Annotated in this window: 12 protein-coding genes; 6 read left to right on the top strand and 6 right to left on the bottom strand. The window is 42.5% G+C overall.

The features are described from left to right. The first annotated feature begins 299 nt into the window (after nt 1-299). Both V7K85_RS08385 and V7K85_RS08390 read left to right on the top strand, forming a co-directional pair. Nucleotides 300-566 carry a type II toxin-antitoxin system ParD family antitoxin gene (locus V7K85_RS08385; RefSeq protein ID WP_334812642.1) on the top strand — a complete coding sequence of 89 codons (267 nt, stop codon included), beginning with the start codon at nt 300-302 and terminating at the stop codon, nt 564-566. Next, nucleotides 563-871 (top strand): type II toxin-antitoxin system RelE/ParE family toxin, encoded by a 309-nt coding sequence (locus V7K85_RS08390; protein WP_334812644.1) that lies wholly within the window; start codon nt 563-565, stop codon nt 869-871. The genes V7K85_RS08385 and V7K85_RS08390 overlap by 4 nt, the downstream gene beginning before the upstream one ends. 84 nt (nt 872-955) lie before the next feature. On the opposite strand, the gene V7K85_RS08395 is transcribed toward V7K85_RS08390, so the two are convergent. Then, nucleotides 956-2,671: an alpha/beta hydrolase gene (locus tag V7K85_RS08395; protein WP_334812646.1), complete on the bottom strand. Its 1,716-nt coding sequence runs from the start codon at nt 2,669-2,671 to the stop codon at nt 956-958. Between the two features lie 523 nt (nt 2,672-3,194). Beyond that, nucleotides 3,195-4,118, bottom strand: a complete 924-nt coding sequence (locus tag V7K85_RS08400) for a DMT family transporter (RefSeq protein ID WP_334812648.1) — start codon at nt 4,116-4,118, stop codon at nt 3,195-3,197. A 281-nt stretch (nt 4,119-4,399) separates the two neighbouring features. On the opposite strand from V7K85_RS08400, the gene V7K85_RS08405 reads away from it, so the two are divergent. Beyond that, nucleotides 4,400-6,715, top strand: coding sequence for a cytochrome-c peroxidase (locus V7K85_RS08405; RefSeq protein ID WP_334812650.1), 2,316 nt, complete (start codon nt 4,400-4,402; stop codon nt 6,713-6,715). Nucleotides 6,716-7,133: 418 nt separating this feature from the next. Here V7K85_RS08405 and V7K85_RS08410 read toward each other — a convergent pair whose 3' ends face one another. Both V7K85_RS08410 and V7K85_RS08415 read right to left on the bottom strand, forming a co-directional pair. Further along, a complete protein-coding gene (locus tag V7K85_RS08410) occupies nt 7,134-8,312 on the bottom strand; it encodes a GNAT family N-acetyltransferase (protein WP_334812652.1) in 1,179 nt (392 codons plus the stop codon). Nucleotides 8,313-8,540: 228 nt separating this feature from the next. Then, on the bottom strand, nt 8,541-8,732 hold the full coding sequence (locus V7K85_RS08415; protein WP_334812654.1) for a hypothetical protein: 192 nt from the start codon (nt 8,730-8,732) through the stop codon (nt 8,541-8,543). Nucleotides 8,733-9,036: 304 nt separating this feature from the next. Here V7K85_RS08415 and V7K85_RS08420 point away from each other — a divergent pair, with 304 nt between their 5' ends. The 3 genes from V7K85_RS08420 to ptsP all read left to right on the top strand — a co-directional run bounded on the left by V7K85_RS08420 (nt 9,037) and on the right by ptsP (nt 12,835). Further along, complete coding sequence (locus V7K85_RS08420) at nt 9,037-9,870, top strand: hypothetical protein (protein ID WP_334812656.1); 834 nt, start codon at nt 9,037-9,039, stop codon at nt 9,868-9,870. Between the two features lie 126 nt (nt 9,871-9,996). Next, the gene (locus tag V7K85_RS08425; protein WP_334812658.1) at nt 9,997-10,233 is read left to right on the top strand and encodes a hypothetical protein; all 237 of its coding nucleotides are present in this window, start codon (nt 9,997-9,999) and stop codon (nt 10,231-10,233) included. Nucleotides 10,234-10,327: 94 nt separating this feature from the next. Further along, complete coding sequence (ptsP, locus tag V7K85_RS08430; RefSeq protein WP_334812682.1) at nt 10,328-12,835, top strand: phosphoenolpyruvate--protein phosphotransferase; 2,508 nt, start codon at nt 10,328-10,330, stop codon at nt 12,833-12,835. A 20-nt stretch (nt 12,836-12,855) separates the two neighbouring features. Here the strand turns inward: ptsP and V7K85_RS08435 are convergent, their stop codons facing one another. Both V7K85_RS08435 and V7K85_RS08440 read right to left on the bottom strand, forming a co-directional pair. Beyond that, a complete protein-coding gene (locus V7K85_RS08435) occupies nt 12,856-13,245 on the bottom strand; it encodes a hypothetical protein (RefSeq protein WP_334812660.1) in 390 nt (129 codons plus the stop codon). 297 nt (nt 13,246-13,542) lie between these two features. Next, nucleotides 13,543-13,839, bottom strand: coding sequence for a hypothetical protein (locus V7K85_RS08440; protein ID WP_292771956.1), 297 nt, complete (start codon nt 13,837-13,839; stop codon nt 13,543-13,545). Nucleotides 13,840-14,034 lie beyond the last annotated feature (195 nt).

The following is a 14,034-nucleotide window of genomic DNA, read 5'->3' on the forward strand; positions in this document are numbered from 1 at the left end:
ACTTGCGGACTTGAATACTGCTCCATCTTGCCAAACTTCAATTAAATCACTATAACCATCTCGATTAACATCTCCAGTGAGATACTGTGTGTTATAACTAAAGTTACCCACAACATTTGTCACAACAGCCATAAAGTTCCTTTATGCTTTTCAAAGTATTGGTAAATACCTTATCATGAAGTTATTAAGTGTTTATTAAGCTCTTAATAAGATTTTACTAACTAGCGAAAATTTTCACTGGCTAGCAATAACAAAAACTGTTATTATAATGTCTATTATTGTTATAAGGAAATAGATATATGAATATTTCCCTTACTCCTGAGTTGGAAGCCTTCGTCCAAATGCAGGTTGAGTCCGGCTTGTACCATTCTCAAAGCGAGGTGATTCGGGAGGGGTTGCGTCTTTTGAAACGCTTTAATGACCATTCCGAGGAATATAAATTGTGGCTCAATGAGCAAATTGCTATCGGTCTTTCGGAGCTTGATAATGCACAAGGTCTTCCCCAAGAAGGTGCGCGAGAGCGCATCCGCAACAAAGCGCGACAATTGATCAAAAAATCGTTGTGACGAACCCAAAACTTTATATTCTCTCCCCGCAAGCAGAAAACGACCTTGCGGGAATTTATGCCTATATTGCGCCAGATAATTTGGATGCTGCTGAACAGATGCTGGACAAGCTTCTTTCCGCCTGTGAATTACTGACAGACAACCCCAGAATAGGAAAGTACCATTACGACCTGACTCCGCTTCCTGTTCGTTTCTGGTTGGTGCAGCCCCGATATTTCCTAATATACCGAGGTGAAAACCCCGTTGAAATCGTGCGTGTACTCGCAGCAAACATGGACATTGCGCGGGAACTCGCCGGAGAATAAACAAACTAATTGTTTATAGTCAAATAAAAATCATCACATGCAGCAATGCAACACCAATATCCAACATCCAAAATCCGAAGCTGACTATGGTGTTGGGAACTTTTTTTTTGCGGGTTTGGCTCCTTTTATATCCAGTAATTGTGCTAATTCGGTTGTATTCAATGACTTGACCAGACTTAAACCAAGAGACTTACTAGAAATGCTTTGAGTGTAAGCGGCGTTTAGGTAAGGGGTGTATTGTGATCTTCCTACAACATAGGTTTGGAAAAAAGGTAAACTCAAAACATTCATGTAACGACGCGCTTGGGAAGCATCACCAATCATATCAGCAGGTAATGCTACTTGTTGATTTGCAGGATTGCCGTTGCCAATGGTGGAAAAGTGGGTACCACCTACAAGCATGACGAGATACTTTTGTGAATTTGCCAACCAGGAGAAAGGTAAAATTTGCTCGGATAAAGCTGGTGCAACTGTATCATCACTACTGCTGACGATCATCACTGGAGTTTTAATTTGACTTAAGCCAGCTTTGCCGAAAATAGAACTAGTAATGGGATTAACTGCGATCGCAGCTTTCACTCTCTCATCCCGCAGGTTATAATCCTTGCCAGACTTGCTGATCCTCAATTCTAAAGCGCGACACTGGAGCAGTAAAGACATGTTCCAGGTATTTTGCAGTGCTGCTGGTTGACAGTCTTGTTTTAGCTGCCCAAAGTTGATTTTAGCACCTGCTAGGGCTAAGGCTGTGTAGCCTCCCAAAGATTGACCAAAGACTCCAACTTGTTGCAGATTTAACCGGCCTTTAAATCGTGAATCAGATTGGTTACCTTTTTCCAACTGATTCAGTATATATGTTACATCCAAAGGTCGGTCTTTAAATTCACCTGGTTCTGCTACTTCACTGGCGCGTCCATTTAACAGAGAATGTAATTGTTTAGCATCACTACCAGGATGATTGGGAACGACGACGGCAAATCCGTAGGAAGCTAGGTGAGTGGCTAAATATTGAAAGTTGCTACTGTCTAAACCCAAGCCGTGAGAAATCACAATTACAGGTGCAGCATTCTGGATATTAGGAATATAAATATCAGTTAATAAAAGCCGATTGCGCGTTGAGTCGAAAAAATTTAGGGTATATTTTTGCGACTTCAACTTTCCCGGAACCTGTAAATCGGGCAATTGTGATAAATTTGGTTGTTTGATAGTAGTAGCTTCTATCTTAGACTTTTGGGAAACTGCTGCGATCGCCCGATGGGTTTTATTAATAAGTTTCTCCAATTGTGTAGCTATTTCCAAAGTCTGCACTACATCAAGGTTAATGCTGTTGGTGGGATATTTACGCAACACATTCAAAAGTGTCAAGCCTCCCGATTCAGCAGAGGCTAAAATTACCGCCGAACGCAAAGTATGAAATTCTGGTTCTGGCTGACGAGATTGGGTTTTAATCACTTGCGCCAACCGATGCAGCAAAAATTCTCCTTGCGGTGTATAGAGAAATTGCGAAAGTACTGCCGGACTAACTTTTACACGATTGAGTAAAATCTGCCGTAATTCTTGAAGCTGTTGAAGAGGCAGATATTGCTGATACGCTGCTAAATCTTCGTCAATTACACCTGTTTTAGCATAGTTTTCTAAAGTCGTGACTGAAATGGAAAGCTCTAAAGCTGAATAAGATGCATAAATCCGCTCTGCTGCCAAAACAGGATTACTAATTCCAAATGTTGGCAGCAGTGTTGAAAGAACCAGCAACAGAAAATTTTTTCTCAGGGTGCTGACCCAATTACCAAACAAACTATTCATCGCTCAACTATTTCGGTGGTCTGGTTTTATCAGGTGTTGGCTTTGGTAGTTATTCGGGCGCCCTGCTTGGTTTACTTAAAGTTATTAGCCTCAATTTTCTCAAAACAGAATTTAGGAGTCAGCAGTTATAATCCAGCCATGAATTCTGTATGACTTGCGGATGTAGCTTGCTTAAGATAATGGGTATAAATTGGTTTAAAATCCCCATCAAATATATGATTTGGAAGTCAATGCGAAAGTAGCGGATACCAATCTTCCAGTAATAAATTCTGACTCCTGAATTCTGATTTTTGAATTCTTATTCAAGGATTTTTTTGGGCTATAAGGTGAACAATTAAATGCTACAGAGTCATACAGATGGGTAAACTATCCATCTTACAAGAGGCTGACTCCAGTAGTTTGCCTTCACTATTAAATCATAACAAATAAAAAATTCCCTGCCTCAGTATTTATGTTGTAGCTTTGAAGATAGCAAAAATTCACTAGATAAAAAACCCAGTAAAAATCCGGAAACTCATTCCTATTAATCAGCTTTTGCCAAGGCGATCGCTACTGAACCTGTGACTACTAAACCTGCTCCTAATATTGCTATGAAAGTGAAGTGTTCTAATGGTATCCAATAAGGTGCAATAACTGATACAACTACGACTGATATTAATGTCACAATCGGAGCTAAAGCTAGTACTGCACTTACTCGTGATGCTTCCCAATGTTCTAATGATTCGGCAAAAGCACCGTAAGCGATTAAAGTATTAAAAGCACAAAAAACTAACATTCCTAAATGGAAAGTATCAAGTATAAAAAGTGATTTTACTTTGGCTAGAGGAGTGAATAATAAAGCACAGCCCCCGTAAATAATCAGCATGATGCTAGGGGAAGAGAAAGATTGTAATAACTGCTTTTGTGCCAAAGCATAAATAGCCCATGCTGCTGCTCCTAGCACAATCAAAACACTACCTAGTATATATGTGCCATGTGCGGTAATTAAATTCGTGAGTTGTTCACGAAAAAATAAAAGATAACCGCAAGTCATTACACTTATACCAATCCATTGATACAGTCGATAACGTTCTTTAAAAATCACTAACCCTCCTAAACCTAATAAAAGGGTAGATAATTGAATGAGAACTTCAGCATTAGCAGATGATGTTAGTGCTAAACCTTGCATGAACAGAAAGTAATTAATCCCTAAGAAGAGTGTAGCAATCGCTAATAATTTCCAAGAAGCAGAATGCAATTGTTCTAATTTTGGTAATTTACCACGTATTCCTAAATACACAGCAAGTAGTAAAAAAGATACCAAAAAGCGAAACCAAATGACTGTATAGACATCAAGTGATTGCAGAGTTACTGTCAAAGCAATCGGTAAAATTCCCCACAATAAGACCGTCAATAGCGATAACGCAAGCCCTAAGCGCCACCGACCAGAACTTTGATGTAGTGACATTTAAATATCCTACTCAAAGTAGGGATGATAATAAGCTAAAATATATCTTATTTGTATATATACATTTTATCAAACTCTTGTGGATAAAGGATGTTAGCAGCCTAGTTAATGCAAGTTAAATATAGAATAGCTTACCGACCTACTCAATTTCTTGGTAGTCATATGGCGTTTTTTGTTCACATAAAATTCGTAAATTGCGTAACTACTTTACATTAATATTAAATTTTAAACTTATTCACAGATGTATAATTTTTTTCGGTGTTACTTGATGATAAAAAATTATGGGGATTATACCCATGATAAGCTTAGTAATGTTTATTACTTGCTTATCAATTTACTTGCTACTGACCTCAAAAGGTCGATTTGTGCTGAAATCTTTGGTGACAAAAATAAAGCGCCAAGGGTGGAGATTCAAAGATGGTAAGATTAACTACCTGAGATCAAGATTTTCAAAGACTATAACAATTGCTGCGATTATTCTGGCAGCAGTAATAGCTGGAAATAGTGTATCAGCCCAGGTTACGTCGCCTCTAGCTTCGCTCAAGAGCATATCGGTTCCAGAGCCTGACAATCTTGGAGAGTTCGTACAAAACAAAGTAGCCGCGATCAAGTTAGGAAAAACTCTTTTTTGGGATATACAGGTTGGGAGCGACGGACTGACCTCCTGTGCTAGTTGTCACTTCCATGCTGGAGCCGACAATAGATCCAAAAATCAGATTTCTCCTGGGCTTTTACGGGTTAACGCTGATCGGACACCGAATCCGGATACAGTTTTTGATGTCGGTGGCGCGCCAAACTACCAGCAAAGAAAAGAAGATTTTCCCTTCCACAAGCTGTCAAATCCGAATGATCCCAAGACGGTTGTGTCTGACCGTAACGATATCAGTTCCTCTCAAGGGGTCTCCAATACGAAGTTTGTTGATGTTAAACCGGGTAGCGCGGAAGACGAAGCAAAAACCGAGCCAGATAAGGTGTTTAATGTGCGAGGTACGAATGTGCGCCGTGTTCAGGCGCGTAACACGCCAACCGTAATTAATGCAGCATTCAACTTCCGCAACTTCTGGGATGGAAGGGCGCAGCGTATCTTTAATGGCGTGAACCCCTTCGGTTTAAGAGACCCTAACGCCTCTGTGGTAAAAGCAGAAAACCCAAATCAGCTCAAATTTGTCAAAATCAGCCTGAATAATTCGTCTTTGGCTTCCCAGGCACTTGGACCACCACTCAATTCCTTCGAGACGTCTGCTGATGGTCGCACTTTTCAAGAAATTGGTGATAAGTTCGGGCGAATTGACAATAGAAGATCTAGCAGCGAACTGCCGCTAGATAATCTAGATAATCTAGATAATCTAGATAATCTAGATAATATTGGTGATACTCTGGTTGGCCCGCTACTCAGTTCCGTTGAAGATATTACTGGTAATTTGGGGCAAATTGGCAACATAAAATCTATCAACGGACTGGTGCAAAATGTTCTATCAATTAGCGGTACAAAGCTCCCTCGAGTACTGGCGCAAAAGTTAACTAGCCTCAGACCGCTAGGCAAACAGGTTGTGCATCCACAAGACAGCGTTTTAGGTGCAGACAGTAGATCGCCTCAACCCGGACTGAAGGATAGAACCTACGAGCAGCTGGTTAAAGATGCCTTTAAGCCGCAGTGGTGGAAATCTAATCGACTCATCCAAGTTGATGCTCAAGGTAGACGGACTTTTGTCAACACGCCTGATAACTCTTCCCAAACCAATGAGTACACACTGTTGGAGTATAACTTCTCGCTATTCTTTGGGCTTGCAATTCAGTTGTACGAGTCTACACTCATTGCCAATGATACGCCCTTTGATCGCTTCTTGCAAGGAAACACCACAGCCCTAACCAAGCAGCAGCAACTAGGTAAACAACTATTTGAGGGCAAAGGTCTGTGCATTGGTTGTCATGTTGGATCAGAATTAACAGCTGCTTCAGTGAGCAACGTGGCTAAAGAGGGACGAATCAAACGTGCACCCTTCCCTCCAAACAGCCCTGAAGACAATGGCTTCTTCAATATCGGCGTCAGACCTGTTACGGACGATCTAGGTTTGGGTGGTAATGACGGTTTATCTGGTAACGGCCAAGGTAATCCGCTTTCAGAGGCACGATTGGCTCAGTCAGGGAAATTTCAGGCTCTCCTCGGCGAAAACCCCCCCATTCTCACTCCACCGTTGAATCCTAGTGAAACTGTGTTTGCAGACGGAGCCTTCAAAGCACCTGGACTTCGCAATGTGGAACTCACTGCTCCCTACTTTCACAATGGAGGTCAGGCGACTTTAGAGCAAGTGGTTGATTTTTACAATCGGGGTGGTGACTTTGGAGTTCTTCCACCGCTGAATCTCTCACCAGAAGAAAAACAGCAATTGGTCGCCTTTTTAAAGGGACTGACTGATGACCGAGTTCGGTATGATAAAGCGCCTTTTGACCACCCACAACTGTTCATTCCTAATGGACATCCGGGTAATTCTACCTCTGTTACCAATGATGGTACTGGTAAGGCCACGGATAGCCTACTGGAAATTCCTGCTATTGGTAGGTATGGTGGTAGTGGCACTCCAAATTTCCTAAACTAACTAGCAATTTAAGTTAGTAACTCATACCATTTTACACAAACCCTGATACATCTAGATTTCTCGTAAGGGCACAGCATTGCTGTGCCCTTACCAACGTATTTGTATCATTATTAAAGTGAAATGGTATCAGGTAGGGAAGATCAGGGAAATGGGGAGCAAGGGGAGATAAGGGAGAAAAATTGCTTCCTTGTCCCCCTCATCCCCCTGATAATTGAGCAGTGCAACTTCAACAATTCAAGGTGCGTTAGCCTACGGCATAACACACTCGACTTCTATCGGAACGCCCCGAAGCCCAATTCCCCACTCCCCTTAAGGAGATCCAAAAAATAAAATGCCCAGCCGTTTCAATGATATTGTTGGCATTACCCAAGTATTTTGGCGCTTTCGCCATTTGGGCATTTTATTACTTGTAAGTGGCTTAAAAGTGATCAGCCATCCAAGGCGACGCACCTGCAAATATTTGCGTAGCTGTTAAGATAGCGGTTTCTGTCCCATGCAGTTTTCTGGCTTGTTGCAAATGGTAGGGGGTGAACAAACTTGTATACAATGGTGCCAATTCTCGGATATCTAGCTGCAACTCACCTCTTCCACCTCTGGTAACTTCACCACGTCCGTTGGCGACAGAAAGAATGAATTTACCATTATTTCCAGTTAGCAAATTATCTTGAATTTCTAAGTGCAGTTCAGTTTCAATTCCCGATGGATAACCCCGCGCCTCCAACGCATTGACTACATGTACTACCCGCAACATCCAACGAATCGTATGCCTGATCTTGGCAGTTTGCTCTGGTAGCAGCAATGTCAGGGAATCAATCACAGAACTTTTCCATTGCACCCGGTCAATTTGAGAGCGATGATTGGCAAGAAAAGACCAAAAACTTTGTGCAGCAGCATCTGTGAGTATTACCCAATCTTTGATCTGCAGAATTGCGCCATCCTCTGCTGGATGTTGGCTGAAGAGGATGTAGCCTTGGGGTTTCTCTTTGCTACCGATAAAATATGCGTAAAATGTTTCCTTCTGATCTGGTTGGATTAAGCGCTCCCAGATTGCTGGATGTCGGTCTAAATATCCATGCGTTAGTCTCGCCTGCTGCTGATATAACTCATGAAATACTTGATGATTGATGGTCACTATTGGTTCCAAAGGTAGGGGTTGCTCTCGCACCTGGATACTGTTAGCAGCAACTTCCCAACCACACCAGTGACCCCCCTGCTCATACCCGACTTTTCGATACAAGCCTTGAATAGACGGATAAAGAGCAGAGATTGCTACGCCCCTAGCATAAAGTTCTTTCAGGGTGTGCTGCATTAGAGCGATCGCAGCTCCCGAACCGCGATCCTCTGGAGCAATGCCCACTGCCGCAATTCCTGTCATTGATACACGTTGACCACCCCACCACTGACCCATATCCAGAGTTGCCAATCCACCAATTACTTGCTGCAATTTACGGATAATGCGGAAATTTTCTACGCCAACGAGATTGATGTAAACTTCCTCGCCACCAAATGCGCTGATATAACACTGCTCAAAGATATACCCCAGCTGCTGAATATCCTGTGAATGGGCGAGAGTGCTGTATTCAAATTGAGCCGTCATCTTTTATACCATTAGTAGGATAAAACCACAATCATACTACAGCAGGCGTTGCCTCAATGCTTCACCAACTGACTGGAGAATGGGGACTGGGGAAGAAAGATTTTCATGTGTTCTGGTGTACGCGGTTCATAATGGCTATATAGCTCTGGGTATCACCGAAGACGCAGGGGAGCAGGGGAGAAAAATTCTGTAATTCCACTGCAATCAAGGGTTTCAGAGCAACTAAATTTATTTATGGGGTTTTCCCCCTTGAAAGCTACCCCCTGCCCCCTTTCCTCTTCGCTGACATTGGATGGCAGTGGATATCGCAATGTCATGTCTGCCAGAATGCTGTACAAAATCGCTTCCGAAGTGAGTTTCACTCAACCCATGATCACCAACTATTAACCAAACAGTGTAGGCGTAGCGTGTCCTAGACATTGCTCTCATTCAAACATTAGTTGTCAAAATTTAAACGTTTGCAGCTAATGTTAGATCACTCATAAGATATGTTTAAGCATTTGTAGGTCAGCTATAAGCAACTGTTAAAAATACTTCATCTTTTGTAACAAATTCTATTACATCTATAAGCAATGCTCAAATCATTGCAAGAAATGTATAAATTAGTTCTGCAAACGCTTTAACATTTACAGCTAATGTTGCTTTATTTATAAGCAACGCTTAAATCATTGCAGCAATGATTGCAATTAACTTATAAATCTATTTACTACCTAGTCAACAGACGATGAATATTGTAATCAATTTATTGCTTTTTTTGCTGCCGATTCTGAGTAGCCTTTTGATTGCCCAAACTTTTAACCCTCTATCTTCTTATCAGCCTCTCCAGGCTATAAAGGGGGCAGCTTTATATAAAAAACAATTAACAAATGGTAACGAAGCTTATTTACAAGTTATTGATCTGGCACAAATGCACATAGACCAAATTACCGGAGAGGTAGATAATATGGGTCTAAATGAAGGTAAATATTATAAAGGAGAAGGTAAATATTACAGCCCTTTTTTCAAAACTAAGTTGTTTTCTGAAGTAACAGACGAATATAAGAAACTTTACGCAAACAACGTTTTTTCGATGATTAATTGTTCTTTTTTTGAGCAATACCAATCTAGTACTCAATTATCCTTTCCAATTAAACTAAATGGTGTAGTCATCAGTGGTGGTACTAGCCCTTATGGTCCAATCAAGCAACCAAAAGAGAAATACTATAGTAATATTCACCTGAAAGCCCTAGTCTGGAATAGTAAGCAGGCATACATTACCGATTACGACCAAGTTAGTGGTGCGCCTCTCAACCAAAAAGCAGTGAACAATGCCATTGTCACTTACCGATACAGCGATCATCCGGCGAAAGTATTAGCCCAAAACCAAGCGAATAAGTATCAAATCATCGGTACTCTGGACAAAGATGGTGTTAAGGGTGATGAGTTGTTGTTGATTATGACGGTGAACCAAGCAACTCTGGATGAAACAGCCGATTTATTACGTAAATTAGGAGTCAAAGGCGATATCATTACCGTTGACGGCGGCAGGTCAACTTATTTATTTAATTCCCAGAACTGAAATATTATTGTTCCACAACTGTCTAATCCGCAAGAAAATCCTGCTTTCCGACACCTACCTCATTATCTGGGATTCCGTAAGAAAACCAAAAATCAGGTTGCGCCAAAAATCTTGCTCAATCAGCCAGTGAAGAAAGTACTTCCAAAGAAGGATCAGCCTTATTTAATATTGTGGCGGGATAATTTTGACGGCGATGTCTCGATTAAGTTGTACGATGGAAACAAACTTATCCAAAACATTTCTTCCCGTACCGCTAGCGATGGAGTTTATGAGTGGACACCACGTATTCCCGTAAAAGAAGGCTATTTTATTCGTATTTCTAGCTGGAAAGACCGGAATATTTTCGGGCAGTTGCAATTGTAATCAAGATCAGCGCTGTTTTTAGCGGTGCAAAATGGGAAAATGAAAGGGATAACTAGCTAAACGCAAACCTCTCAACAAGTTTGGCGGTGTGGCAGTGATCGGAATTGTCATCGTTTCTCACAGTAAACAACTAGCTTTGGGTGTGCGGGAACTCGCCGCGCAGATGGTTCAAGGCCAAGTCTCTATCGCGGTTGCAGCAGGGATTGAAGATCCGGAAAACCCACTGGGTACAGATCCCATCCAGGTTTATGAGGCGATCGCTTCTGTTTTCTCTGATGATGGTGTCTTGGTGTTAATGGATTTGGGTAGTGCTTTGCTGAGTGCAGAAATGGCAATAGAGTTTCTCTCAGAAGCACAGCAGCAAAAAGTGCATTTGTGTGAAGCACCTCTAGTAGAAGGGGCGATCGCTGCTGTGGTGGCTGCGGCATCTGGTAGGGATATTCACCAAGTCATGGCGGAAGCATGCGGCGCACTCCTAGCAAAAGCAACTCAATTGGGTGTAGTTAGTAGGCCGTTGTCAGTTGTCACCTCAACAACTAATATAGAATCACCAACGCCAGAAATCCGGCTGATTGTGAGCAATCGCTTAGGATTACATGCCCGTCCCGCAGCGCAGTTTGTGGCAACCGCAGCCCGGTTTAAATCCCAAATTATGGTGCAGAATTTCACGAGAAATACTGAGCTAGTTAGGGGTGACAGTATTAACCAAGTTACAACTTTAGGGGTGCGTCAAGGACACGAACTGGTGATTACTGCTACTGGTTCGGATGCAGATGAAGCGCTGGCGGCATTACAGGCATTATTCGCAAATAATTTTGGTGAAGATAATGTTGCCTTGAATTCTCCACCAGCATTTCACCATAAAGTTACCCCAGCAACTCACGGCGAACTCTCAGGAATAGCAGCTTCTGGTGGAGTAGCGATCGCACCCATTGTTCATTATCAACCCACCCACATTCCGATTACGGAATACCACGTAGATGATGTTGAGGCAGAGTGGCAACGAGTACAAGCAGCAATTCACACTGCCCGACAAGAAATCCAAGCAGTTTTCTCACAAGCATCTATTCAAATTGGTGACGCTGAAGCCGCCATCTTCGATGCCCAACTACTATTTTTAGAAGATCCAGTATTGTTGGAAGCGGCTAAAGAGCGCATTTTAGAACACCATCTAAATGCTGAAGCCGCTTGGCAAACCGTAGTAGATGAAGTAGCAACTTCCTACCGCACACTTGAAGATTCTTACCTGCAAGAGCGAGTTGATGATGTTGTAGATGTCGGGCAAAGGGTATTACGATTACTAGCTGGCAATGCCCCTGCAAAAGTGCATCTTCAAGAACCTGCGATTTTGGTGGCGACTGATTTAACCCCCTCAGATACCGCTGGACTAGATCCGACAAAGGTGCTGGGTATTTGTACTACTTCTGGTAGCGCCACTTCCCACAGTGCAATTATCGCCCGGACATTGGGTATTCCCGCAGTCTTGGGAGTAGATGCCCAGGTGTTGCACTTGGCAGATGGTACACTTATGGCACTTGATGGTGAAAGTGGCAAAGCTTGGGTAGAACCAGAATCACATATCCTGGATCTACTGGCAGCAAAGCAGTCAGCTTGGCAAACTGCTCAACAGGAAGCACGAGCTACAGCACACCAGCCAGCAATTACTCGTGATGGCCGGCAAGTTAGCGTTTTCGCCAATATTGGTAGTATAAGTGATGTCCAAGTTGCTGTGGCTAGCGGTGCAGAAGGCGTGGGGCTACTCCGCACTGAGTTTCTCTATCTAGATCGGACAAGCGCCCCTACTGAAGAAGAACAACTAGCAGTGTATCAGGCGATCGCCCAAGTTTTAGATAATCGTCCACTGATTATTCGTACCCTAGATGTAGGTGGTGATAAGCCACTTCCCTATCTGAGAGTAGGGTTAACAGAAGCTAACCCTTTCTTAGGTTGGCGGGGAATTCGTTTCTGTTTAGATCATTTGGATTTGTTCAAAACTCAGTTACGGGCAATTTTGAGAGCCAGTGTGGGACACCAAATTAAGATCATGTTGCCGATGATTGCGACTGTAACTGAGGTACGTGCAGCTAAGGTAATTTTGGTTGAAGTGCAGGCTCAATTAAATCAAGCTGGTATTTCCTTTGATGCAGCGATGAAAGTAGGGATTATGGTGGAGGTTCCGGCAGCAGTTGCGATCGCTGATCAGTTAGCCACTGAAGTAGACTTCTTTAGTATAGGTACTAACGATCTGAGCCAGTACGTCATGGCTAGCGATCGCACTAACGCACGCGTGGCAAATTTGGTTGATGCGCTACATCCAGCAGTGTTGCGAATGGTACAGCAAACTATCCAAGCTGCCCATGCGGCGGGGATTTCGGTAGGATTATGTGGAGAATTGGCAGCAGATACTTTAGCGACACCAATTTTACTAGGTTTGGGGCTGGATGAATTGAGCGTGAATCCCCAAAGTATACCTAGAGTCAAGCAGGCGATCGCTCGGTTAAGTATAGTTGAATGTGAAGCGATCGTGGCATCAGCATTACAACAAGATTCCGCAGTTCATGTCAGAGAACTAATTTCAATTTCAATTACTCCTCCTGCGTAATACTAATTCGGAATCAATCGTTAAAATCTTATTCCTAGTTGCCCGTTAAAGCCACGAATATAATTGTAACCAGCACCGACAAAAACGTTATTAGTAGCACCTACCTGAACGCCACCTGAAACTGCAACACCTTTATCCTCTGAATAAAGTCCAACTCCTACATAGGGTGAAATGACGGGCAAACTGATAAATTTCAAAACATCTACTCCCGTAGCACCATCCGGGCCAGTTCCTAGCTCAACCCCAAAATTGAAAGCCCTAGCTCCTACAGCATAAGTTATATCACCATCTTTTCCACCCACTGAAACCCAAGGTTGCGGTATCAATTGAGCCGATGCTTGACTTGGGGCAAATAAAGCTAACAAACCTATGGATGTAATTAATGTTTTAGTAATAATCGCTATTTTCACGTTGTTCTTTTACACTAACTGCTGCATCTTAATTGTTTTCTCACAACTACCCTTGCTTCAGGACTACTGTTAACTAGGGTTTATGATGATGGCTAATCGTGACGGATTGAACCTCATCTGAGTGCCCAATGAGTGCAAGCATTATTTTGGTCATGTAATATTAATTACAGCATTTTTCATGTATTTGAACCACATCATTAAAGGTTTGTAGTAAGCAAGAAAGCTTTGAGAGATTACCTCGTTCCCAGTCTCCGACTGGGAATGCCTGAGGCTCCGCCTCCCTTACTCGCAGCATCCCTACTCAAAAGTGGACACATCTCGCAGCACATTAGGAATTTCCCCTTGAGAAAAAGGAAACTCCAGCAAAGTTTCTCTAAGACCCAAATACCCAGATTCAGCAAACGACAAAAGCATTCGGGAAAGCGCTAGCCAAACCTCCGGTTCGTATTCCCAATCACGATAACGGGAAGCTTGACCAGCAATTGAACGTAGCGCCCAGAAATAAGAGTTTCTCACCACCGAACCACCCTTTTTAAACTCTGGCAAATCTTCGTGGTGGATAAAAAGTATTTTGTTTTCAATTCTGGCTCTCATAGCAATTTTGGATTTTAGATTAAAAGTAAATCTTAATACCGATTACCTCTGAGGTTGCATAGAACCAGTTACTCAAGCCCCTTGTTTCACCAAGCCTGATTTTGTTCAGTTTCACAAAAAATTGGTATAAGTAGCGTGCGTTACGGCTTTAGCCTAACGCACCATATTGGATGGCGGTGTGTCGTCTTTACCAAA

The organism is Nostoc sp., from assembly GCF_036917615.1.
Taxonomy (GTDB): domain Bacteria; phylum Cyanobacteriota; class Cyanobacteriia; order Cyanobacteriales; family Nostocaceae; genus Nostoc.

Bases quoted from the DNA above. Each gene is read 5' to 3' on its own strand.
- V7K85_RS08385 (WP_334812642.1), top strand. From the start codon at position 300: ATGAATATTTCCCTTACTCCTGAGTTGGAAGCCTTCGTCCAAATGCAG.
- V7K85_RS08395 (WP_334812646.1), bottom strand. From the start codon at position 2,671: ATGAATAGTTTGTTTGGTAATTGGGTCAGCACCCTGAGAAAAAATTTT.
- V7K85_RS08400 (WP_334812648.1), bottom strand. From the start codon at position 4,118: ATGTCACTACATCAAAGTTCTGGTCGGTGGCGCTTAGGGCTTGCGTTA.
- V7K85_RS08405 (WP_334812650.1), top strand. From the start codon at position 4,400: ATGGGGATTATACCCATGATAAGCTTAGTAATGTTTATTACTTGCTTA.
- V7K85_RS08410 (WP_334812652.1), bottom strand. From the start codon at position 8,312: ATGACGGCTCAATTTGAATACAGCACTCTCGCCCATTCACAGGATATT.
- V7K85_RS08415 (WP_334812654.1), bottom strand. From the start codon at position 8,732: ATGTCTAGGACACGCTACGCCTACACTGTTTGGTTAATAGTTGGTGAT.
- V7K85_RS08420 (WP_334812656.1), top strand. From the start codon at position 9,037: ATGAATATTGTAATCAATTTATTGCTTTTTTTGCTGCCGATTCTGAGT.
- V7K85_RS08440 (WP_292771956.1), bottom strand. From the start codon at position 13,839: ATGAGAGCCAGAATTGAAAACAAAATACTTTTTATCCACCACGAAGAT.